Genomic DNA, 20,965 nt, shown 5'->3' with positions numbered 1-20,965 from the left:
ATGCTCCGGCAGATCAAGCACGCCATGTACCGCCCGCAACCCGCCGACATCGAACTGCCGGCGACGGTCTCCATCGATCTGAGTCATCTCGTCGTCGTCGCGGTCGCGGCCTCGATGTCCATGGCGCAACCCCCGACATCCGGCTGAACAGGAGGCAGGACATGGAGCAGGTCACACCCGGCGACGGGCATGCGCTTGCGCGCTATCGATGGTGGCAGCAGTTCTCGCGTTCGCTGTTCCATCTCCGCCTCCGCATCGATGCCGCCACATTCGAAACCTGGTCGGTCGATGTCCGAATCGGAGGCGATGAGGATGGGAACGTGCACGCCCAGCTCTATCGCGACGGCGTGAACGTGGCCCGATCCGCGCTGCCCGCGGCGTTCCCCGTGCCGGGAGGCGTCATCGAGGTGGCCGCCAGCGCCTACGGTCTCAAGCGCTGTGACTACGTCACCCCGGACGGGGCCCGACGCCAACTCGTTCCGGACCCCGCGTCCGCCGAGGGTCGACGCGCGCACTTGGACCGGACACGCCCCGGCTTCAGCCGTGCTCTCGGGACCGCCTCGGTCGTCGTGCTCATCGTCGCGCTTGTCGTGGGTGTGCCACAGGGCATCGAGCAGATCACCACTATCCCTGTCGTCGCCGACACCATCGGCACGTTCATCAGCCCCTTCCAGCTTCCGGCATGGGCGAACATCTCGCTCGTCTTCGTCGCGATCGCCGCCAGCACCGAGCGGGCCCTCCGGTTGCGGCACAACTGGCTGCTCGACGGCAGCCTCTTTGAGGGCGGCGAGTGAGCACAGGGCCGAGACGGTCCGCGTCAGGTCCTGTTCAGCTCCTCGGCGAACATCACGATGATGCCACTCGGACCCCGGACGTAGGTCAGCTTGTACACGTCCTGGTAGGTGGCCACACCGCGCAGGGGGCGGCATCCGTGTCTGGCGGCGATCTCCAGGGCCTCGTCGATGTCATCGACTGAGAACGCCACGCGGTGCATACCGATCTCGTTCGGACGGGTGGGCTCCGTGTCGATGGCTGCCGGGTGGATGTACTCGAACAGCTCGATGCGGCCGTGACCGTCCGGGGTCTGAAGCATCGCGATCCGAGCGTGGTTGCCGTCCACGCCCACGGCGGTGTCGGCCCAGTCGCCGCTGACCGTGTCCTGGCCGATGAGCGAGAGACCGAGGTCGGTGAAGAACGCGATCGTCGCGTCCAGGTCGCGCACCGCGATGCCGATGTTCTCCAGTGTGATGGGCATGCCCTGCACGCTACCCAGCCGGTTCGATCGGCTCCAGTGCCGCCCGTAGGGTTGTCGAGGACATCGCAGCAGATACCGTCCCCGGGAAGGCCATGGCAGACACAGATCACATCGGACTGCTCGAGACCCCGATCGGCGGGCTGTCGCGAGCAGAGCTGCGGAGCGAGCTGTCTGCACGCGGCATCCTTTTGAACGCGCACGCCGAAACCCTGCTGGCCGACGCCGCTTTCGACCAACAGCCCCGTCGGGTGATCGCGGTCACGGAGCGCACGGTCGCCGCCCTCGGCCGCCCCGAGGGTGCCCACCTCTCCGAGATCTTCGCGCTCGCACGTGAGGGGGGCCTGCTGCTGTGCCCACCCGACGCGGGACCCTATCTGCGTCTGGCGCTGACCGACCAGGACACGTCGCCGGATTCGGTGATGTCCGCCGGCAACGCACCCACTGGGTCCCTCACGGTCGCCGCCGAGCCGCTCAGGGCGGACGACGAGTTCCCGAAGGGCTTCTACCTCCGTGTGGTCGACGGCCGACCTTGGCTGCGCGGCTACCGATGCGATGACGCGCACACCTGGTCCGCTGAGGACCGCTTCCTCTTTCGCGTGCCGGCATAGGCGGAGCGCATGCTGGGCGGTCCGGGTCAGCCCGCCGTCGGACCGGCCGGCCGCACGGGGTAGATCCGGCGCAGGATCACCCGCTGGACCAGCGTCCACGTGACCGTCACCAGGAGGTACAGCCCGGCGGCGAGCGGGACGAAGATCGCAGCCACCGCGCTCGCGAACTGAAGGAGGCCGACGAGGCGAAGCGCCCCGACGGAGCCCGGTGCGGTGGATTCGACCGCCGGCTGCGGTCGCAGGATGCGCCGCGTGATCTCGGCGACGGCGGCGATGGCGGCGATCAGAACGACGAACACGGCGCCGGTGCCGAACGTCACCGCGCCCGTGCCCAGCTCCGCGATGAGGCTGGTTCCCAGCGGTACACCCAGGAGCGGCTCGGTCAACAGACCGTTCGGATGACCGGCGATGGAGGTGTGCAGGAAGAGCGCGTAGATCACGCCGACGACCGGAGCCTGGATCAGCACGGGCAGGCAGCCGGCGAAGGGGGATGCCTTCTCGTCGGCGTAGAGGCGCATCGTCTCGCGCTGCAGGCGCTCGCGGTCGTTCTTGTGTTTCCGCTGAAGCGCGATCAGCTTCGGGGCCAGACGCGCGCGGGTCTGCTCGGCTTTGGCCTGGGCGACCCCGGTGGGGATGAGGATGGCGCGCACGACGAGGGTGAGCAGGATGACGGCGACCGCTGCGGACGCGGCGCCGGTGATCGGGTGCAGGAAGGCAGCGAGCCCCATCAGCAGCGCATACGCGGCATCCAGGGTGGCGGCGATGGGTGGCAGTGCGAAAAGGTCCACGGAATGTCCGTTCGTCGATGTCAGAGGTAGGCGCGGAGCGGCCACGTGGGACATCGACGGACACGGAACTGCGCCCGGTCGGGCGAGCGTGCGTCGAGGACTAGGCGGCCGAGGCCGCGAGACCGGGAGCTCGAGAGCGGGGGTGGCCGGCGGCATCCGGATCGCTCTGCGACATCGGCGCGGAGACGTCGGCCGTCCGGCGCGGACGCGCCAGTGACGCCGAGACGGACCGCGGGAGCGTGATGGCCAGCACCACGGTGAGGATCAGGGCCGCAGCCGATATCACCGCGACGGCGACCGTCACCGCGGCGGGGTCGGACCCGGCGGCGAGGAGACCGAGCGAGGTGAGCAGGACCTGCAGGAATGAGCCGATCATGTCCGCCATCGCACCCTCCCGCCGTTCTGGATGCCGTCACGCTAACACGACCGCACCGTCCACCGACCGGGATCCGGCGACCGCCGTCGTTGCGCCGGCGCAGCTGCGGCGGGTGTGCGCCGTCCCACCGATCCTCGCGGCGCACGCGGTCAGGTCATAGCATCGGGGGATGGCGGACTCCTCACTCGTGCTCGTCGCAAACGCCGGCGACGGCAGCATCAGCACCTTCCGGCTGGAGGACGGCTCGCTCCGGCGCCTGGCGGTGACCGCGGGGCTTGCGGGCTGCTCGACCTTCGCGGTCGATTCGGCGCGGGACCTGGTCTACGCGGCGGTACAGGACAGCGGGCAGGACGGACGGGCAGGCATCCTGACCCTCCGCCTGGATCGACGGACCGGCGCGCTCGAGGCGGGCCCGCGCCGGGATCTGCCGGGGGGCAAGCTGAATTACCTCGCCTTGTCCCGGCACGGCGCCGGACTGCTCGGCGCCTCCTACGACGGTGGGTACGGGATCAGCTGCCCGATCACCGACGGTGTCGTCGGTGACCCCGTCTCGCGGGTCGCCTTCCCCAACCTGCACTCGGTGCTGCCGAGCACAGACGGCAGGTTCGCCTACTTCGTCTCCCTCGGCGCCGACCTCGTGGCGCAGTACGCACTAGGAGACGATCTGCGCCTGGCGCCGCTCGAACCGGCGACGGTCGCCGCGCCGGCCGGAAGCGGTCCGCGTCATCTCGTGCTGAACGACGCAGAGGACGCGCTCTACGTGCTCACCGAGTTCTCCGGCCAGGTGCTGCACTTCGCCCGCGACCCCGACTCCGGAACGCTCGGGCTGCGGGACGCGACCGACGCGTTCGACCCGTCGACGGGTCTGCGCCACAGTCGATTCGGCGCAGACCCGACGGCGGAGCACCTCATCTGGGGCGCCGACCTGCATCCCGGCGCGGACGGCCGCTACCTGTGGTGCTCGGAACGGACCGAGAGCACGCTCGGCGCCGTCGCGGTCGCCGACGACGGCTCGGTGTCTGCGCCCGACCGGTTCGTGACCACCGAGCCGCAGCCGCGCGGCTTCGCGGTCAGTCCCGACGGTGCTCACCTGGTCGCGGCGGGGGAGCGGTCCACGACCATCTCGCTGTACGCGGTGACGGGCGATCGGCTGGAGCTGCTGCAGCGGGCGGAGACGGGTCGCGGCGCGAACTGGGTCCGCTTCGTCTGAGCCCGCGCCGCTCGGGTCTGCCGTCGGCGCTGCCCGCGCGGTTCGGGATGCCGGGACGCGTCGTGTTCGGCCTACGCTGATGATCATGTCGACCGAAGGATTTGCCGCGTCCGCCGATGACGACCGTTCGCGGGCGCACGTTCCCGGCCCGGACGATCCCGGCCTGCCCGAACTGGAAGAGGACGAGACCATCGCGCCGCGCCCCGAGGAGGAGGTCGCCGACGTGCTGCGGGCCCGACCGGACCTGGAAGATCACAGCGAACGTCCCGAGTGACGGCACACCGCCCGGAGCGGTGAGCCGCCCCGCCGGCGTCCCGGCGCGATGCTGAACCACGGCTAGCGCATCGTCGGCGGATCGTCCAGCCCCCACCTTTCCGGCCCACCCCGTTCTAAACAGGTCTCACCCTCGCGAAATCAAGGGAGATGAAGATGGCCGAAGTTCCTCAGCCCGTCAACGACAACAGCATCAAGGTCCGCCAGCTGACCCACTATCAGTTCTCCTGGGTCGCGGGTGAGCCCGCCGAAGAGGGCACGTTCACCCTGCAACTGGTCCTCGATCAGGGAGCATGGGAGGAGGTCCTGACCGTCGACGCCGACGACGCCGATGTGCTGCAGGATCTGCTCGTGAACACGAGCGATGTCCATTACGACATCGACCGGCGCACGCTCATGTTCGGCGTCACCAAAGTCGGGCACTGATTCACGGATGCCGGTGCACGGCCTTCCGGGCCGGCACCGGCATCCCCGCTCCCGGGGCTGGGCCGAATGGACAAGCCCGTCGTGATCACCGAAGATCGCTACGGCGCTCCGATCGACGCGGCCTTGCAGTACTGCGGTGGCGGCGTCGGTCTTGCGGCGTCGGCATCCCCGGCTCCGGCCGGCGGCCCGCAGACTGATCCCCACGGAACGGACACCACACCCATGGCCCCATCGACACCGGCCGCCCCGGAGTTCCAGCGCAATGCGTTCGCCCCGGGGATCCTCGCCGCCATCGCGTGTCTGGCGGGAATCGCGCTGGTGGGCCACGAGTACTACCTCGCCGTCCAGTTCGTCATCGCCATCCTCGCGGTCATCGTCGGGTGGTTCGCGATCCAGGCGGGGCAATGGTGGTGGGCTCCGGTGATGCTCGCGATCGCGATCCTGTGGAACCCGTTCTACCCGTTCGCCTTTTCGGGACCCTGGTGGGCTGCCGCGCACATCGCGGCGGCCGCCGCGTTCCTCGCCGCCGGCGCGACCGTGCGGACCCGCCGGAACCCGACCCGGTAGCCGGCCCGGCCGGGCACCGCTGCGGCACGGCGATCGTCCTCGGCCTGACGTTCGCCGCGCGCGGCGGCTGAACGACGCCGGCCCGCGGGCATGAAAAAGCCCCGACCGTTACCACGCGGCCGGGGCGAGACGGATGAGAAGTCCGCCTATCCCCTCCAGCATACCGCGCCGGACCACCGACCCGGACGATCCGGCGACCCCGGCCGTGGAGTGGACCGCATTGCCGTCAACCCCGTTGCGCGGCGTCCGGTGTCGCCGGAGGCTGGAGGGCAACGATGCAGACCGGAAACGATGCAGACCGGAGGAGAACTGATGAGCAGCGAATCGCAGTCGCAAGAACCCGCGCAGGACGAAGAACCAGCGCAGAATGAGCAGATGCCCGCCAACGAGGATCTCGAGGAGCCCAGCACCGAGAAGCCGCCGGAGGAGCAGCCGAAGGCCCCCGACGCCGGCGACCCGGAGCCCAGTCATCAGGCGGTGGGGATCGGCGTGATCGGCCGCCCGCTGGTCGATCCCGAGTAGCTTCGGCCTGCGGAGTCGCGAAGACCGAACGGGTCCGGTCAGTCCTCGTGCAGGCGTCGCAGGGCGCCGATGACGTCCCGATGCCAGCGTCGCGCGGAAGCCAGCGCGCCGGTGAAGATGGCGGTGTCGTGGGTCACCCCCAGATACTGGACCGCACTCGCCTCGACCCCGGCGGCCCGGAGCCGGGCCGCGTAGGCGGCGCCGTCACCCCGCAGCGGGTCGTACTCCGCGGTCAGGATCACCGCTTCAGGCAGACCCGCATGCGACGCGGCGAGCAACGGTGAGGCGAGGGGGTTGCGCCGATCGGCTTTCTGCGCCAGGTACGTGCGAGCGACCGAGCTCAGCTCGCGCAGCGCGATGAAACGGGGGATGCCGAGGGCCCGCGTGGCGCGCAGGTCCAGGTGCCGACCCGTGAGGTCCGTGACGGGCACCTCCAGCAGCTGCAGGCGGATCGGCAGGCTCGTCCGGTCACGGTTGGCCAGGGTCAGCGCTGCGGCGATCGACCCGCCCGCTGAGGTGCCGGCGACTCCGACGCGGTCCGGATCGATTCCCAGGTCCGCTGCGTTCCGGTGCAGCCACACCAGTGCCGCGTGCGCCTGTTCGATCTGCGTCGGAAACCGGTGCTCGGGGGCCAGGGCGTAGTCCACCGCGGCCATCGCGACACCCGCCTCGGCCGCGCGGCGGCGGTTCGCGGCATCCGTCGTCGGATAATCGACCCCACCGATCCGGAACGCTCCACCGAAGAAGCTCAGCCACGCCGGCACCGGCCCGGCGTCGGCCGCGTCGGGATAGTAGATGCGCACACGCACGGACGGATGCCCGGGGACGGGCACCTCGTGCTCGGTTGTGCGAACGTCCGGACCGGGCGTGCCGACGCTCTGCAGCTCTTTGCGGTCCCACGCCAGTGCGGCCCGGCGGTGTCGGGCGCGTGCCTTCTGCGGGTCGGCGCGACCCTGCGGCGTGCGCCGAACCGTCGACGGGTCGGTGGAGGCGGGCGTGGCATCGGTCGTCGCCGCGCCGGCGCCCCCCCACAGCAGTGCTCGCCAGCCGGCCACGCGTTTGCGGGCTGCTTCGAGGACCTGGCCGATCAGGTAGCGCCGGTGCACGCGCAGCCGTTCGGAGAAGAACGGGTCCAAGGGCATCGGGCGCTCCTCGAGAGTCGGGCTTCGATCCTACCGAGCGTGCCCGTCCCCGGCACCCGCGATCACGTGCGTCCTGGGCGCGTATGGCACCGGGCGCGGCGGCACGATGAGATTGAATACGGGTATGACCAATCGATCATTCCCTCCCCGCACGGTGTCGTGCCCGTGCGAGTAAGCGTCGTCGTTCCGGTGTTCAAGCCGGGACTGGGTTTCGACGAGCTGATGGAGTCCTTCGACCGGCAGAGCCTCGGACCGGACGATTTAGAGGTCCTTCTGTGCGATGACGGCTCGGGCAGTCCGACTCGAGAGCGTCTGGAACAGATCGCGCGCGCGCGTCCCCACGTCCGTGTCCTGACGCTGCCGCACACCGGGTGGCCCGGAACGCCGCGCAACCACGGCATCGAGGCCGCGCGCGGCGAGTACGTCTTCTTCGCCGATCAGGACGACCGGCTGTTCGATGACGCGCTTGAGCAGCTCTGCGACTACGCCGACCGCCACGCATCCGACGTGGTCATCGGCAGGGAGGTCGGCGTCGGACGGCGGATCCCGCGGGGGATCTTCCGTCGCGACATCCCGCACGCCGTGCTCGGCAAGGACCCGATCCTCGAGTTGCTCACGCCCCACAAACTGTTCCGCACCTCGTTCCTGCGATCCCACGGCATCCGGTTCCCCGACGGCCGCGTGCGGTTGGAGGATCACCTCTTCGTGATGCAGGCGTATTTCCGCGCCCGCACCATCTCGGTCCTGGCAAGTCAGCCCTGCTACGCGTGGGTGAAGCACCCGGGCAGCGCCAGCGCGTCGCGCATCGACCCGGTGACGTATTTCCCGCACCTGGAGGCCGTGCTGGACCTGGTCGAGGCCAACACCGAACCCGGCACCCTGCGGGACACGCTCCTGCGGCACTGGTATCGCGGAAAGATCCTGGGCCGCCTGGGCGGACGGCGCATGCTCCGCTACCCGGCGGACTATCGCGACCTCTTCCTGGACGTGGTCATCCCCATCGCGCAACGCAGATTCACGCCCGCCGTCGAGGCGGGGCTGGCCTTTCCCCTCCGAATCCGATCGGCGCTCCTGCGTGCAGGGGAGCGGGAGGGCCTGCTTCACCTGGCCGAGTTCGACGCCGAGTTGGACTGCCGCGCCGAGGTGACCTCCGCCCGCTGGACGCGCGCGGGAAAGCTGGAGTTGACCGTCGAGGTCCGCGTGCTGCGCGAGGACCGCGATGCTCTGATCTTCGACGTGCCGGAGACGAACGCGGAGTCCTCGGCCGGGGCCGGTCGCGAAAGGACGTCCCGCCCCGCGATCTGGCGGGCTCCGGCCGGGATCAGTGACAATCTGCCGAGCCCCGACGTCCTCGACGCGACGCGCGACCTGCGCCGGGACCGGGTCGAGGTGCTGGTCCGCGACGTCGACGGCAGCGAGCGGCGCATCCAGGCGCGACCGGCGCAGACCCGGCTGCCCGCGGTCCTCACCCTCGACCCGCTGCGTTTCTTCGGCCGGAGCGACATCTCCACCGGCGGGCAGCTCGTCACGCAGGTGCGGCACGCCGGGTGGAGCTTCGACGTGCCGCTGCGAGCAGAACACACCGTGCTCGACGGCCTGGGCGCTTCGCCGTTCCTGGCGGGACGGACCTGCCGGGTGGTCGCGGGCGAGGACGGCAGCGTTCAGCTGCGGCGCGAGTGGCCCGGGGGCCGTCTGCGGGATCTCGCGGCCCGCGCGATCCGTCGCGCGCTCGGATCCGTGCGCCAGGCGCTCCACCGACGGTGATCGGATGCCGCGCCCGCACGCTGCGGAACACGTCGACGCGGCGCGGGGGAGATTGCCCCGGGGGCGTCATGCCCCCCGACAACGCCCCCGGAGGATCCCAACGTAACCCGCGCACGAGTTCGCGCCGCAAACGGCGCCGAGGGGTTGACTCGCCATCCGTATTCCGATAGTCGGATCCGATGACCGAGGCCTTCCGCCCAGCGGGGATCTGAGTAATGTCGCAGTGAAAAGGTGACAGGAGGAAGCCGGATGCCCGAGTCCACGACATCCCCGCCCGAAGATCTGCGCGGCACCGCCGACGAGCGCATGGCCCAGCTTGCAGAGTGGGACGCAACGGGGGGCGCGCTGTCTCCGGAGTGGCTGCGCCGTCAGCTGGATGCGACGCTGGCGGCGTGGGCACAGGACGAGACGACGCTCGACATCGAGAAGGACGCGCACACCGATTTCTGAGCGCGGGCACGTCCCGCACGACCGCTCCGGCACACCGCTGGGTGCACTCAGCTGCTCAGCGCCGAGCGGTACGGGCGGAAGAACTCCCGCAGCTCCTGCACATAGAGCTCCGGCTGCTCGAACGGGGCGAAGTGACCGCCGCGGTCCGGTTCCGTCGCACGTGCCAGATTCGTCATTCGTTCCAGCCATGCGCGCGGGGGCCGGACGATGTCGGCGGGGAAGATGGAGAACCCGGACGGGACCTCGACCCGGCGGGACAGCTGCTCGGCGGAGATCGACGCGTTGCTGTGGTACATCCGCATCGCCGAGCCGATGTTGCCGTTCACCCAGTACTGGGTGAGCAGAGTGAGGATCTCGTCCTTCGTGAAGCAGCGTTCCACGTCGCCGTCGCAGTCGCTCCAGCTGCGCAGCTTCTCCACGAGCCATGCCGCCAACCCGACGGGTGAGTCGATCAACCCGAACGCTGCGGTCTGTGGTTTGGTGCGGTGCATGGCGGCGTACGCGCCCTCCGCACCGGCCCACGTGGCCGCATCATCCAGCCAGTCGCGCTCGTCTTGTGTCAGCTCAGACCGGTCGCCGGCGAAGAACGGAAGTCCGGCATCCATCCGGTGCACCGCGATCACACGATCCGGGTGATCGAGCGCCAGGAAACGACTCACACCGCTGCCGATGTCGCCGCCCGCCGTGACGAACCGGTCGTAGCCGAGGAGGGTCATCAGCTCGGACCATCGGTCCGCGACGTCGGGAGAGGTGAGCGGTCTGGTCGGACGCTCGGAGTATCCGTAGCCCGGCATGTCGGGGACGATCACATCGAAGGCGTCGTCCGGGTCGCCGCCGTGGGCACCGGGGTCGGTCAGCAGCGGGATGACCTTGAGGTAGCGCCAGAAGGAGTCCGGCCAGCCATGGGTCAGCAGCAGCGGCAGCACCGGGCGGCTGCGGTCGGCGGCTCGGGCATGCACCAGATGGACGCTTGATCCGCCGAGTTGCGCGCGGTAGTGCGGCAACCGGCCGATCGCATCCTCCTGCGCGTCCCAGTCGAACTCGTCGGCCCAGTACGCCACCAGTTCGCGCAGGTAGGCCAGGTCGGTGCCGAGCGACCACCCATCGCCTTCCGCGGCGTCCGGCCAGCGAGTCGCGCGCAGCCGTGCGCGAAGGTCGTCGATCACGGCCGGATCCGCGCGGGGCGTGAACCGTTCGAGCTGATATGCCTGTTCCGCCATGAAAGCAGAGTAGCCCGCGCGACCGGACGTCGGCAGCGCTGCGCCGAACCCGACGCCGTCAGGACCGCCCGCGAACGTGGCCGGTGCGCGGTGGGTGCTGCCGGAGCGCCTCACCGCGGCCGGGTACGCGTTCTCGCAGCCGGACCTGCGCGGGGCGCTGCGATCACTGGTCCCGGGTGCCGGCTGAACCCTGGTGCTCACGGCCGCGGCATCCGATCATGGGTGTCATGAGTGCACACGAAACCGTCGTGCGGATGTGGCGCGGAGCGGTGCGGAGCGAGGATCGGGACGCCTATGTCGACTACGTCGAGCGCACCGGGATGCGCCAGTACCGCGCCACCCCGGGGAATCTGGACGCCTGGCTGCTCACGCGCGAGCGGGGCGACGGACTGACCGAGATCCTCACCGTGTCGCGGTGGGAGTCGTTCGATGCGATCACGGGGTTCGCGGGCGCGGATGCCGAGCGGGCGGTGTTCTATCCGGATGATGACCGCTACCTCGTCGAACGCGACCTCACCGTGCGGCATTACTCGCAGGCGGGGTGAGGTCGCCGTCGCCGGCGGCCCTCAGCAGTGCGCGGATCGGCGGCGGCGCATGCTCCAGCGGCACCGCCTGGGCCATCAGCCGCGCGTACCGCAGCTTGTTGCCGCTGCGGCCGCTGAAGAACCGGGCCAGTTGCTGCTCCGGGGTGCGCGACCGCTGGGCGGGCTGACGCTGCAGGCGGCGCAGCGAAGCGAGCTCACCCTGCCCGGCGATGAGAGCCACGACGGCGGGCACGCCGAGTGCATCGATGAACTCCGCCTCCAGGTCGGGGTCGCAGACGAACACGGTCTTGATCACCCGCTCGAAATCCCGCCGCTCGGCGATGTCGACCAGGCCGATGACGCGCTCATCCGCATGCGCGGCGGCGGCGCGGGCCGCGCCCTTGGAGCCCCCCACTGCGACCACCACCGGAACGCGCAGACCGAGCCGTCCGGCGATGGTCTCCACGGCGACCCGGTCGCTGTCTCCCTCGACGATGATGACCGCCATGGCAGCGAGGTTATCCGGCGCCGCGACCGCGTGGGTGGCGGCGGGCTGATGCTGAGCGGGCCGGGTCACCCGCCGACGTGGGCGCCGAGGTGCGCGTGCACGGCGGAGATCACGACGGAGCCCTCACCCACCGCCGACGCGACGCGTTTGACCGACCCACGTCGCACGTCGCCGACGGCATAGAAACCCGGCACCGACGATTCGAACTGCGTCGGCGCGCCCTCGGCGCCGAGCCAGGCACGACGGCCGCCCTCTGTGAGCACCTCCGCTCCGGTGATGACAGATCCCCACTTGTCACGCAGCACTTCCGGCGCCAGCCACTCGGTGTGGGGGCGCGCGCCGATCGTGATGAACACTGCATCCGCCGGCAGTTCCAGGCGCTCCCCGGATTCACTGCGTTCGAGGATGACGTGATCGAGCCGGTCGGTGTCGTGGGCGCCGGCGTCCACGACCCGCGCGCCGGTGATCAGACCCACGCCCGCGGCATCCAGCTGGTCGATCAGGTATCGCGACATGCTCTCCGCGAGCGAAGGCCCGCGCACCACGAGCGAGACCGACCGCGCATAGCGGGCGAGGTGCAGCGCCGCCTGCCCCGCGGAGTTGCCGCCGCCCACCACGAGCACCGCCCGCCCCGCCTGTGCGCGCGCCTCGACGGAGGAGGCACCGTAGAACACCGACGCGCCGACGTACGGCCGCAACCCGGGCGCCGCCAGGCGACGGTAGCTGACCCCTGACGCGAGCACCACCGAGCGTGCACGCAGGCGACCATCGCCATCGACCTGCAGCTCGAAGCTTCCATCGGACACCGCCATGCCCACCACGCGGCGGGTGTGCGCGAAGCGGGCGCCGAAGGTCCAGGCCTGCTGATATGCCCGTTGCGCGAGTTCGGTGCCGGATACCCCGCGTGAGAACCCGAGGTAGTTGCGGATGAGGGAGCTGGACCCGGCCTGTCCGCCGATCGACCCGGCCTCCAGCACCACCGTGTCCAGGCCCTCGGATGCCGCGTACACGGCCGCAGCCAGCCCAGCCGGTCCGGCGCCGACGATCGCCACGTCCACGACGCCCTCGGGAAGGGAGGTGTCCAGACCGTACGAGCGGACCAGGGCGGCATCATCGGGGTCGATCAGCACGGCACCGTCTGCGGTGCGCACCAGCGGCACGGCGTCGTAGTCGATCCCCGCGTCCGCGAGCAGGGCCATCGCCTCGGGCGAGCCGGGATCCAGGTGTTCGGCATGGATGCCGCCGCGCTCCATCAGCGTGTGCAGCTCGTGGGTGCGCGGCTGCGCCTGGTCGCCGATGACGGTGAACCCCCGCCGCCGCTGCCCACTGGAGAACTCCCACTCGTGGAGGAAATCCGTGATCGCCCGGTGGAACGATTCGTCTGCCCGGTCCATGGGTCGCACGACGTAGTAGTCGATCTGCACGAGCGAGATGAGTTCGAGCACCGCGGCGGTCGTGTCGCGATTCGCCCACGAGCCCCACTCGATGACCAGGCCGCGCCGGACGTTGGGGAAGCGGCGGCGCGCGGCGGCGAAGACGTTCTCGTGACCGTGGGCGGGTGAGGCGTCGTCGGAGAGCACCAGCGCCAGGTCCCCGCCGGAGGCATGCAGGTCCTCGATCGCCGTGACGCCGCTCTCCGCCGCGCCGGCGTCGAGAATGCGATAGTCCCGCGCGTAGCGGCGGTTCAGCGGGTCGACCACCGCTCGGCGGAGCCGGTCATCGCCCGACACGACCAGGATCGCGGGCAGACGTGGCGTCGCCTCACCGGGGTTCATCCCGGCTTCGTGCACCGTGTGGCCGTCGGAGGATCCCGAGTCCATGCGCGAAGCATACGCCGGCGTGCCCTCCAACGCGCCGGTGACGATTTCCGCCCGCTACGATTCCGGAAAGAGGCCCGACGCTGCCGTCAGGCCGGAGTGGGGAGTCAGTGACCATTCACGTGCGCATACGCGCAGAGCGCGCGCCCGGCGAGAAGCGCGTCGCCGCGACACCGGACAGCGTCAAGAAGCTGCGCGCCGCGGGAGCCTCCGTTCAGGTGGAGTCCGGCGCCGGTCTGGGCTCCCTGCTGACCGATGCCGCCTATGCGGCCGCGGGCGCCGGCATCGTGGCAGACCACGCGGCCGTCGAACCCGGGACCGTGCTGTTGCATGTCCGCCCGCTGAGCGCAGACGAGACCTCCGCTCTTCCGGCCGGCACCGTGACCGTCGGGACGCTGGACCCGTTTCAGCACCCCGGCTCGGTGACGGCCGCCCGCGATGCGCGCGTGACGACGTTCGCGCTGGACATGCTGCCGCGCATCTCTCGGGCGCAGTCCATGGATGTGCTCTCCTCACAGGCGCTGCTGGCCGGCTACCGGCTGGTGACGCTGGCCGCCGACGCGTTCGGTCGCATGTTCGGCATGACGATGACCGCCGCCGGCACCCTCGCCCCGGCCCGGGTGCTCGTCCTCGGCGCGGGGGTGGCGGGTCTGCAGGCCATCGCCACGGCCAAGCGGCTGGGCGCAGTCGTCTCGGCCAACGACGTGCGCGCGGCATCCGCCGACGAGGTCCGCTCGGTCGGCGGCACGTTCATCGACCTGGACCTCGGCACGGCGGAAGCCGGCGGGGGCTACGCGAAGGAGCTGGCCGAAAACCGGGCGCGGCGCCAGCAGGAACTGCTCGCACCCCACATCGCGGCATCCGACATCGTCCTGACCACCGCCGCCGTCCCGGGTCGAGCGGCTCCGCGACTGGTGACCGCCGACATGGTGGCGGCCATGAGGCCCGGCTCCGTGCTCGTGGACCTCGCCGCCGAATCGGGCGGCAACATCGAAGGGTCCGTGCCGGGGGAGTGGCGGACCGTTCCCGTGCCGGGAGGGGCGGTCACGCTGATCGGCGCCCGCGACATCCAGTCCGACCTCGCGCCGGACGCCTCCAAGCTCTATGCGATGAACTGCGCGAACTTCACCGCGCTGATCATGAAGGACGGTGACCTCATGCTCGACTTCGACGATGAACTGGTCTCGGGAAGCGTGGTGACCCACGATGGCGCCGTGCGCAACGAGCGGGTCGCCGCGAGCATCGAGGGGGTGCGCGCCTGATGGACGGTTTCGCTCTCCTCACCATCACGATCCTGGCCGTGTTCCTCGGCTTCGAAGTCGTCTCCAAGGTCTCCAGCACGCTGCATACGCCGCTGATGTCCGAGGCGAACGCGATCCACGGGATCATCCTGCTCGGGGCCGTTCTGGTGGCCGGACAGGCGGAGGACCCCCTGGCCCTGGCCCTGTCGATCCTGGCCGTGCTGCTGGCGACGATCAACGTCGTGGGCGGCTTCGTGGTCACCGACCGGATGCTGCTGATGTTCCGGGCAAAGCCGCGCGCAACGCGGAACACCGGCGCGGGGGTGGGCGCGTGAAACTCCTGCCCCCCGAAGTCGTCACGGTCTGCTACATCGTCGCGGCAGTGCTGTTCATCCTCGCGCTCAAGGGACTGAGCAACCCGCGCACCGCGCGACGGGCCAACCTGTTGGGCGCGGCGGGGGCGGCGCTGGCGATCCTCGCCTTCGGGCTCAGCGTCGAACTGCGCAACCTCGGCTGGATCCTCGGTGCCATCGTCGTCGGCTCCGTGATCGCTGTGATCGCCGCTCGTCGCGTGCAGATGACGCAGATGCCCCAGCTGGTCGCCGCGTTCAACGGCGTCGGCGGCGGGGCGGCCGCCCTGGTCGCGCTCGTGGAGATCGCGCACAGCGAGAACCCCTGGACGTTGGGCGTGGTCGCGGTCACCGTGCTGATCGGCGGCGTTTCGCTGACCGGCTCGTTCGTGACCTTCGGCAAGCTGCAGGGGATCATCACGACGCGGGCGGTCACCTTCCCGGGGCTGCGCGTGCTCATGGTGGTGCTCGTGCTCGCCGCCCTGGCCGCCGGTGCGGCGCTGATCGCGACCGGCGACGCGGTGTACGCGTACTTGCTGCTGGCCGCGGGGCTGATTCTGGGGGTGCTGCTGGTGATGCCGATCGGCGGCGCCGATGTGCCGATCGTCATCTCGTTGCTGAACGCCTTCACCGGCCTGGCCGTCGCGGCATCCGGCCTGGTGCTGTCCAACGTGCTGCTCCTGATCGCCGGCACCCTGGTCGGAGCGAGCGGCACGATTCTGACGATGGCGATGGCCAAGGCGATGGGCCGCACGGTCACCGGAATCGTGTTCGGCGCCTTCCGTGCGCATGCGGCCGGTGGCGCCGCCGCGTCCGCGTCGGATCGGCCGGTGCGGACCATGGAGGCTGACGACGTCGCGATCCTGCTCGATTACGCGCAGCGGGTCGTCATCGTGCCCGGGTACGGGCTCGCGGTGGCCGGCGCCCACCACGCCGCCGCCGAGCTGGCCGAGCTGCTGCGCGACCGGGGAGTGGACGTCGTGTTCGGCATTCACCCGGTGGCGGGGCGGATGCCGGGGCACATGAATGTCCTCCTGGCCGAGGCCAACGTGCCCTACGACGCACTGGTCGAGATGGACGAGGTCAATCCGCGGTTCAAGACGACCGATCTGGTGCTGGTGATCGGCGCCAACGACGTCGTCAACCCGGCCGCCAAGACCTCGCCCGGCTCGCCCATCTACGGGATGCCGATCCTCAACGTCGCCGAGGCACAGCAGGTGGTGTTTCTGAAGCGGTCACTCAACCCCGGGTTCGCCGGCATCGAGAACGAGCTGTTCTTCGATTCCAAGGTCTCGATCGTGCTGGGCGACGCGAAGCAGACGCTGACCAGAGTGCTCTCGTCGGTCAAATCGACCGCCTGAACCGCGTTCGGGCGGTGAGTCGCGGACGGTTCGCACCCGCGCGAGGCCGACCCGAATCGCCCTCAGTGCGCGGCTTCGTACGCTTCGATCACCGCTGCCGGGACCCTGCCCCGTTCGGAGACCTGGAAGCCGTTGTCCTTGGCCCATGCGCGGATGGCGCTGTAATCCTGCTGCCCGGGCCGACGGCGACCACGGGAGTCGGACGAGGCTTTCCGCGACGAGGAGATGGAGCGGGCGGCGGATACGTACGGGGCAACCGCGTCACGCAACGCAGCCGCATTCTCGGCTGTCAGGTCTATCTCGTATGCCACCCCGTCGATCGAGAAATGGACCGATTCACCCTCACCCACTTCGAGGAGGGTTCCGTCCAGGTCATCAACCAGCTGGTGAACAATTCTTCGCGCCATGGTTCAAGAATACGCTCCGTCGCCCGAATTTACTATCGGCAATCCGGCGGGTCGTATTCCGACTGAATTCGAACGCAAATGCCTATCCGGTGCCGAATGCGGTGTCCAGAGTCCAAAGTCCTAAATGTCTTGCCGCCGCGTTTCGAATCCGCGACTTTACGATTCAGGCTCCCTGCGACACTGCGGAAGAAGGGCTGCTGCCGCCTTTTACTGCGCGCGTGAAGTCCGGCGCGCAATGGTCACGGGAGAATGCCGGCCCGGCGAGCTTTCGCGACGGCGGCGTGACGGGTCGAGGCCTCAAGCTTCGCCATCGCCGCTTGCAGATAAGACTTCACCGTGCCCTCTTTCAGAGCCAGACCGGAAGCGATCTCGGCATTCGTGGCACCCAATGCGACACGGGAGAGCACATCGATCTCGCGCGGCGACAACGCGATCGCGAAATCCGCCGGTGTGCCCGTGTCGTCGTTCGATATCGCGGCTATGCGCTTTTCCAGAAGCTCGAGGCGTTTCCGTAGATGGACGTCTTTGACGACCGAGGCGATACTGCGCAACTCCGCGTAGCTCTCCCTCAACTCTTCCCGGGCCGCGGCATCCAAACCCCACGTGTCAGGGGCCGGCGGAACCAGCGCCATGCGGCGTTCCACCTCGTCGCGGATCCGCAGTTCGCTGCTGAGCGCGTCGGCGACGGTGAATGCCGGCCGGGTGACCATGTCCCCGACGGGCACCTCGGACCAGGTGCCGCAGTACAGCACTCCGCGGGCCGTGCCGCCGACCAGAACCGGGATCGCGAAGAGCGTCGCGATCCCCTCGCCGAGCACGGCACGGTCGTAGTCATGGGTGATGTTGCGCGAGGTCCGGTAGTCCAGAGCCAGCCGCGGGCGCTTCTCGACCAGGGCGCGACCGCCCAGACCCCGGGTCGCATGCACGACCAGCCCGTCCAGGCTCCGCGTGCGCGTTCCTGCCGTCGCGGTGACCGCAACCGCACCGTCACGCTCGAGCCCGCCGAATGCGACCGGGAAGGCGGTCTTGCGGGTGAGGTCCGCGACCGCACGCGCAACCAGTTCGGTCTCTGTCTCGGTGCCGGTCCGCGCGGCCACAGATACCTACTTCCGGGGGTGACGATGTGATCACCGCTTTTCGTAGCGTCGACGATACCATCGCGGCGAAGCGAGGTCGGCAGCCGCTGGGACAGGTTTCAAAGGAGAAACTCCCATGGTCGGATACACCTCGGAATGGCGTCGGAGTCTGGATGACCCGACCGCGTTCTGGACCCCGCCGTCCTCGGCGCCGTGACCGTCGCTGTGCGCGGCGCGCTCGGGGCTCGGCAAAAAGCTCGCTGAGCGTTTCGCAACACCTCGCAACACCTCGCAACACCAAAGAAGCAAGGCACAAGGCAAGGAGGCCACATGTCCGATCCACGCATTGACACGGCTCCACCCGGTATCGACTACATCGCCGTGGAAGAGTCGCCGCAGTTCCGGGAACTGAAGCGCACCCAGCGCAGCTTCATCTTTCCGCTGTCGATCGCATTTCTGCTCTGGTATTTCGCATATGTCCTGCTGTCGTCCTTCGCGCCGGATTTCATGGCGCAGCGGGTTTCCGGCGACATCACGATCGGGCTGCTGCTCGGACTCGGCCAGTTCGTGACGACCTTCGCGATCACGATGGCGTACGTGTGGTTCGCCAATCGCAAGCTCGACCCGAAGGCCGAGGCGATCCGCGAAGAACTCGAGAAGCGTGAGGCGGCAGCATGAACGACATCTTCGGTTCCATCCATGCGGCGGTTCAGACCGTGGAGAACAACCCGGTTCTGAACATCTCGATCTTCGCGGCTTTCGTCGCGGTGACGCTGTTCATCGTCATCCGCGCCAGCCGGAACAACAAGACCGCTGCCGATTATTATGCGGCCGGTCGCTCGTTCACCGGTCCGCAGAACGGCTTCGCGATCTCGGGCGACTACCTGTCCGCCGCCTCGTTCCTCGGAATCACCGGCGCCATCGCGATCAACGGCTACGACGGTTTCCTCTATTCGATCGGGTTCCTGGTCGCGTGGCTGGTCGCGCTGCTGCTCGTGGCGGAGTTGATGCGCAACACCGGCAAGTTCACGATGGCCGACGTGCTGTCCTTCCGGCTCAGGCAACGTCCGGTGCGGATGGCCGCTGCCATCACGACGCTCGCGGTCTGCTTCTTCTACCTGCTGGCTCAGATGGCGGGTGCCGGCGGACTGGTGTCGCTTCTGCTCGGCATCAACGAGCGCATCGGGCAGTCCATCGTGGTCGCTGTCGTCGGCATCCTCATGATCGTCTACGTCCTGGTCGGAGGAATGAAGGGCACCACCTGGGTGCAGATCGTCAAGGCGTTCCTGCTCATCGGCGGTGCCCTGGTGATGACGGTCTGGGTCCTCGCGATCAACGGCTTCAGCCTGAACACGCTGCTGGAAAGCGCCGTGGCCGCGGCGGTGACAGACCCGAAGGACGCGATCCTCGGCCCGGGCCTGCAGTACGGCGCCAACCCGTGGGACTTCATCTCGCTGGCCATCGCCCTCGTGCTGGGAACAGCCGGCCTGCCGCACGTCCTGATGCGCTTCTACACGGTCCCCACCGCCAAGGAAGCGCGGCGTTCCGTCGTGTGGGCCATCTGGCTGATCGGCGTCTTCTACCTGTTCACGCTCGTACTCGGCTACGGTGCTGCCGCTCTGGTCGGGCCGGAGACGATCGCCGCGGCGCCCGGGGGTGTGAACTCGGCGGCGCCGCTGCTCGCGCTCGCGCTCGGCGGACCCGTGCTGCTGGGCTTCATCTCGGCGGTCGCGTTCGCCACGATCCTGGCAGTGGTCGCGGGCCTGACCATCACCGCGGCGGCGTCCTTCGCGCACGACATCTACGCGAACGTGGTGAAGAAGGGTGACGTGCCGCCGGACGGGGAGGTCAAGGTCGCGCGGCGCACCGTCGTGGTGATCGGCATCCTCGCGATCATCGGCGGCATCGGCGTCCAAGGGCAGAACATCGCCTTCCTGGTGGCCCTCGCCTTCGCGGTGGCCGCGTCGGCCAACCTCCCGACGATCCTGTACTCGCTGTTCTGGCGGAAGTTCACCACGCGCGGCGCGGTGTGGAGCATGTACGGCGGTCTGGCCGCGGCGATGATCCTCATCTTCTTGTCCCCGGTGTTCTGGGGGGCGGAGACGAGCGTGTTCAAGAACGTCGGCGTGGCGATCTGGCCGTTGAACAACCCCGGAATCGTCTCCATCCCGATCGGGTTCTTCCTGGGATGGTTCGGCTCGGTGCTCTCCCGCAAGGCGGAGGATCGGCGCCTGGCGGCAGAGATGGACGTGCGCTCCCTGACCGGATTCGGCGCGGAGAAGGCCACCAATCACTGACGGCCATGAGTAAGTGCGCGGCCCCGGGGCGGGGGATCCCCGGGGCCGCGCGGCGCGCGGGCGGCCTACTCGCCCGCGGCCCGTTCCAGATCCAGCAGGAACGCCTTGACCTCGGCATGACCGCCGTACTCGCCGATCGAGCCGTCGGAGCGGACGACCCGATGCACCGGCACGATGATCGAGAACGGCGTCGTCGCGCAGGCGGTGCCCACCGCCCGGGCCGCGCGCGGGCTGCCGGCATGCGCGGCGACCTCACCGTATCCGGCGGTCTCGCCGTACGGGATCCGGCGGACCGCCTCGAGGGCGGCGCGGGTGAACCCGCGGACGAGCCGCCAATCGAGCGTGAGCTCGAACTCGCGGCGCCGCTGCGCGAAATACTCGTCGAGCTGACGGGCGGCGTCCTCGGCCGCGGCGTCATCGTCGGAGCGGTCCAGGGGTGCGCGCAGCGCGCGGGTCAGACGCTCCAGCTCCTGCTCGAGCGCGCCGCGCAGCGGGTGCAGGGACACGATTCCCTCGTCCGTCGTCACGATCAGGACATCGCCGATCGGGGTGGAGTGCGAGGTGAATCGAGTGCTCGAGGCGGTCATGCCACCATCCTGGCGCGAGCCGCTCGGAGCGTGCGCAGGCGTCCGCTGGTTGCGGATGATCAGCGCCGATCCCGCGCTGGGGAGGAATCGCAGATCAGGTGGCGAGTCGCCAATCCGGCGAAACTCGGGAAGGCTGCTCAAGCCAACGGCCCGCGGCGCTTAGTGTGGCCGTGTGTGGCGAGCAGAAGGCAGCGCC

The 20,965-nt window shown here is 69.5% G+C and carries 27 protein-coding genes; 17 read left to right on the top strand and 10 right to left on the bottom strand.

Going from position 1 to position 20,965, the window contains the following annotated elements:
- On the top strand, positions 1-147 hold the full coding sequence (locus tag QNO12_RS11065) for a hypothetical protein (RefSeq protein ID WP_257503284.1): 147 nt from the start codon (positions 1-3) through the stop codon (positions 145-147).
- Between the two features lie 14 nt (positions 148-161).
- Positions 162-794: a hypothetical protein gene (locus tag QNO12_RS11060; protein WP_257503283.1), complete on the top strand. Its 633-nt coding sequence runs from the start codon at positions 162-164 to the stop codon at positions 792-794.
- Between the two features lie 23 nt (positions 795-817).
- On the opposite strand, the gene QNO12_RS11055 is transcribed toward QNO12_RS11060, so the two are convergent.
- Positions 818-1,255: a VOC family protein gene (locus QNO12_RS11055; protein ID WP_257503282.1), complete on the bottom strand. Its 438-nt coding sequence runs from the start codon at positions 1,253-1,255 to the stop codon at positions 818-820.
- 92 nt (positions 1,256-1,347) lie between these two features.
- On the opposite strand from QNO12_RS11055, the gene QNO12_RS11050 reads away from it, so the two are divergent.
- Complete coding sequence (locus QNO12_RS11050) at positions 1,348-1,863, top strand: hypothetical protein (RefSeq protein ID WP_257503281.1); 516 nt, start codon at positions 1,348-1,350, stop codon at positions 1,861-1,863.
- 26 nt (positions 1,864-1,889) lie between these two features.
- On the opposite strand, the gene QNO12_RS11045 is transcribed toward QNO12_RS11050, so the two are convergent.
- Entirely contained in the window at positions 1,890-2,651 is a 762-nt protein-coding gene (locus tag QNO12_RS11045; protein ID WP_257503280.1) for a YidC/Oxa1 family membrane protein insertase, read from the bottom strand.
- Between the two features lie 100 nt (positions 2,652-2,751).
- A complete protein-coding gene (locus QNO12_RS11040) occupies positions 2,752-3,036 on the bottom strand; it encodes a DUF6412 domain-containing protein (RefSeq protein ID WP_257503279.1) in 285 nt (94 codons plus the stop codon).
- 160 nt (positions 3,037-3,196) lie between these two features.
- Here QNO12_RS11040 and QNO12_RS11035 point away from each other — a divergent pair, with 160 nt between their 5' ends.
- The 5 genes from QNO12_RS11035 (at position 3,197) to QNO12_RS11015 (ending at position 6,025) form a co-directional block, all read left to right on the top strand.
- On the top strand, positions 3,197-4,237 hold the full coding sequence (locus tag QNO12_RS11035; RefSeq protein ID WP_257503278.1) for a lactonase family protein: 1,041 nt from the start codon (positions 3,197-3,199) through the stop codon (positions 4,235-4,237).
- An 85-nt stretch (positions 4,238-4,322) separates the two neighbouring features.
- Positions 4,323-4,511 (top strand): hypothetical protein, encoded by a 189-nt coding sequence (locus tag QNO12_RS11030; protein ID WP_257503277.1) that lies wholly within the window; start codon positions 4,323-4,325, stop codon positions 4,509-4,511.
- Between the two features lie 155 nt (positions 4,512-4,666).
- Positions 4,667-4,936 (top strand): hypothetical protein, encoded by a 270-nt coding sequence (locus QNO12_RS11025; RefSeq protein WP_257503276.1) that lies wholly within the window; start codon positions 4,667-4,669, stop codon positions 4,934-4,936.
- A 66-nt stretch (positions 4,937-5,002) separates the two neighbouring features.
- The gene (locus QNO12_RS11020) at positions 5,003-5,503 is read left to right on the top strand and encodes a DUF6804 family protein (protein ID WP_306820810.1); all 501 of its coding nucleotides are present in this window, start codon (positions 5,003-5,005) and stop codon (positions 5,501-5,503) included.
- A 312-nt stretch (positions 5,504-5,815) separates the two neighbouring features.
- The gene (locus QNO12_RS11015) at positions 5,816-6,025 is read left to right on the top strand and encodes a hypothetical protein (RefSeq protein ID WP_257503275.1); all 210 of its coding nucleotides are present in this window, start codon (positions 5,816-5,818) and stop codon (positions 6,023-6,025) included.
- A gap of 38 nt (positions 6,026-6,063) precedes the next feature.
- Here the strand turns inward: QNO12_RS11015 and QNO12_RS11010 are convergent, their stop codons facing one another.
- A complete protein-coding gene (locus tag QNO12_RS11010) occupies positions 6,064-7,167 on the bottom strand; it encodes an alpha/beta hydrolase (protein WP_257503274.1) in 1,104 nt (367 codons plus the stop codon).
- Between the two features lie 159 nt (positions 7,168-7,326).
- Between QNO12_RS11010 and QNO12_RS11005 the strand changes: the two genes are divergently transcribed.
- Both QNO12_RS11005 and QNO12_RS11000 read left to right on the top strand, forming a co-directional pair.
- Positions 7,327-8,931: a glycosyltransferase family 2 protein gene (locus tag QNO12_RS11005; protein WP_257503273.1), complete on the top strand. Its 1,605-nt coding sequence runs from the start codon at positions 7,327-7,329 to the stop codon at positions 8,929-8,931.
- A 249-nt stretch (positions 8,932-9,180) separates the two neighbouring features.
- Positions 9,181-9,381, top strand: a complete 201-nt coding sequence (locus QNO12_RS11000) for a hypothetical protein (RefSeq protein ID WP_257503272.1) — start codon at positions 9,181-9,183, stop codon at positions 9,379-9,381.
- A gap of 47 nt (positions 9,382-9,428) precedes the next feature.
- Here QNO12_RS11000 and QNO12_RS10995 read toward each other — a convergent pair whose 3' ends face one another.
- Complete coding sequence (locus QNO12_RS10995) at positions 9,429-10,601, bottom strand: epoxide hydrolase family protein (RefSeq protein WP_257503271.1); 1,173 nt, start codon at positions 10,599-10,601, stop codon at positions 9,429-9,431.
- A gap of 76 nt (positions 10,602-10,677) precedes the next feature.
- Between QNO12_RS10995 and QNO12_RS10990 the strand changes: the two genes are divergently transcribed.
- Together QNO12_RS10990 and QNO12_RS10985 are read left to right on the top strand one after the other, a co-directional pair.
- The gene (locus QNO12_RS10990) at positions 10,678-10,788 is read left to right on the top strand and encodes a DUF1731 domain-containing protein (protein ID WP_257503270.1); all 111 of its coding nucleotides are present in this window, start codon (positions 10,678-10,680) and stop codon (positions 10,786-10,788) included.
- A 40-nt stretch (positions 10,789-10,828) separates the two neighbouring features.
- The gene (locus QNO12_RS10985) at positions 10,829-11,146 is read left to right on the top strand and encodes a hypothetical protein (protein ID WP_257503269.1); all 318 of its coding nucleotides are present in this window, start codon (positions 10,829-10,831) and stop codon (positions 11,144-11,146) included.
- Here the strand turns inward: QNO12_RS10985 and QNO12_RS10980 are convergent.
- Both QNO12_RS10980 and QNO12_RS10975 read right to left on the bottom strand, forming a co-directional pair.
- Complete coding sequence (locus QNO12_RS10980) at positions 11,115-11,633, bottom strand: ATP-dependent endonuclease (protein WP_257503268.1); 519 nt, start codon at positions 11,631-11,633, stop codon at positions 11,115-11,117. The genes QNO12_RS10985 and QNO12_RS10980 overlap by 32 nt on opposite strands.
- Positions 11,634-11,698: 65 nt before the next feature.
- Positions 11,699-13,453 carry an NAD(P)/FAD-dependent oxidoreductase gene (locus QNO12_RS10975; protein ID WP_257503267.1) on the bottom strand — a complete coding sequence of 585 codons (1,755 nt, stop codon included), beginning with the start codon at positions 13,451-13,453 and terminating at the stop codon, positions 11,699-11,701.
- A gap of 107 nt (positions 13,454-13,560) precedes the next feature.
- Here QNO12_RS10975 and QNO12_RS10970 point away from each other — a divergent pair, with 107 nt between their 5' ends.
- Genes QNO12_RS10970 through QNO12_RS10960 form a run of 3 tightly spaced genes read left to right on the top strand, consistent with a single transcriptional unit; the run spans position 13,561 to position 16,402 of the window.
- The gene (locus tag QNO12_RS10970) at positions 13,561-14,712 is read left to right on the top strand and encodes an NAD(P) transhydrogenase subunit alpha (protein WP_257503266.1); all 1,152 of its coding nucleotides are present in this window, start codon (positions 13,561-13,563) and stop codon (positions 14,710-14,712) included.
- On the top strand, positions 14,712-15,026 hold the full coding sequence (locus tag QNO12_RS10965; RefSeq protein ID WP_257503265.1) for an NAD(P) transhydrogenase subunit alpha part 2: 315 nt from the start codon (positions 14,712-14,714) through the stop codon (positions 15,024-15,026). Before QNO12_RS10970 ends, QNO12_RS10965 begins: the two co-directional genes overlap by 1 nt.
- Entirely contained in the window at positions 15,023-16,402 is a 1,380-nt protein-coding gene (locus QNO12_RS10960) for an NAD(P)(+) transhydrogenase (Re/Si-specific) subunit beta (RefSeq protein WP_257503264.1), read from the top strand. The genes QNO12_RS10965 and QNO12_RS10960 overlap by 4 nt, the downstream gene beginning before the upstream one ends.
- A gap of 62 nt (positions 16,403-16,464) precedes the next feature.
- Here QNO12_RS10960 and QNO12_RS10955 read toward each other — a convergent pair whose 3' ends face one another.
- Both QNO12_RS10955 and QNO12_RS10950 read right to left on the bottom strand, forming a co-directional pair.
- Positions 16,465-16,809, bottom strand: a complete 345-nt coding sequence (locus QNO12_RS10955) for a histone-like nucleoid-structuring protein Lsr2 (protein WP_257503263.1) — start codon at positions 16,807-16,809, stop codon at positions 16,465-16,467.
- Between the two features lie 239 nt (positions 16,810-17,048).
- The gene (locus QNO12_RS10950) at positions 17,049-17,906 is read right to left on the bottom strand and encodes a LuxR C-terminal-related transcriptional regulator (protein WP_257503262.1); all 858 of its coding nucleotides are present in this window, start codon (positions 17,904-17,906) and stop codon (positions 17,049-17,051) included.
- A gap of 309 nt (positions 17,907-18,215) precedes the next feature.
- Between QNO12_RS10950 and QNO12_RS10945 the strand changes: the two genes are divergently transcribed.
- Both QNO12_RS10945 and QNO12_RS10940 read left to right on the top strand, forming a co-directional pair.
- The gene (locus QNO12_RS10945; protein ID WP_257503261.1) at positions 18,216-18,563 is read left to right on the top strand and encodes a DUF485 domain-containing protein; all 348 of its coding nucleotides are present in this window, start codon (positions 18,216-18,218) and stop codon (positions 18,561-18,563) included.
- Positions 18,560-20,182, top strand: a complete 1,623-nt coding sequence (locus QNO12_RS10940) for a monocarboxylic acid transporter (RefSeq protein WP_257503260.1) — start codon at positions 18,560-18,562, stop codon at positions 20,180-20,182. The genes QNO12_RS10945 and QNO12_RS10940 overlap by 4 nt, the downstream gene beginning before the upstream one ends.
- Positions 20,183-20,247: 65 nt before the next feature.
- On the opposite strand, the gene QNO12_RS10935 is transcribed toward QNO12_RS10940, so the two are convergent.
- Complete coding sequence (locus QNO12_RS10935) at positions 20,248-20,769, bottom strand: methylated-DNA--[protein]-cysteine S-methyltransferase (protein ID WP_257503259.1); 522 nt, start codon at positions 20,767-20,769, stop codon at positions 20,248-20,250.
- Between the last annotated feature and the right edge of the window lie 196 nt (positions 20,770-20,965).

The organism is Microbacterium sp. zg-B185 (assembly GCF_030246885.1).
Lineage (GTDB): Bacteria > Actinomycetota > Actinomycetes > Actinomycetales > Microbacteriaceae > Microbacterium.
The sequence above is the reverse complement of the archived record's forward strand: the minus strand, read 5'-3'. Positions and strand labels throughout refer to the sequence as shown.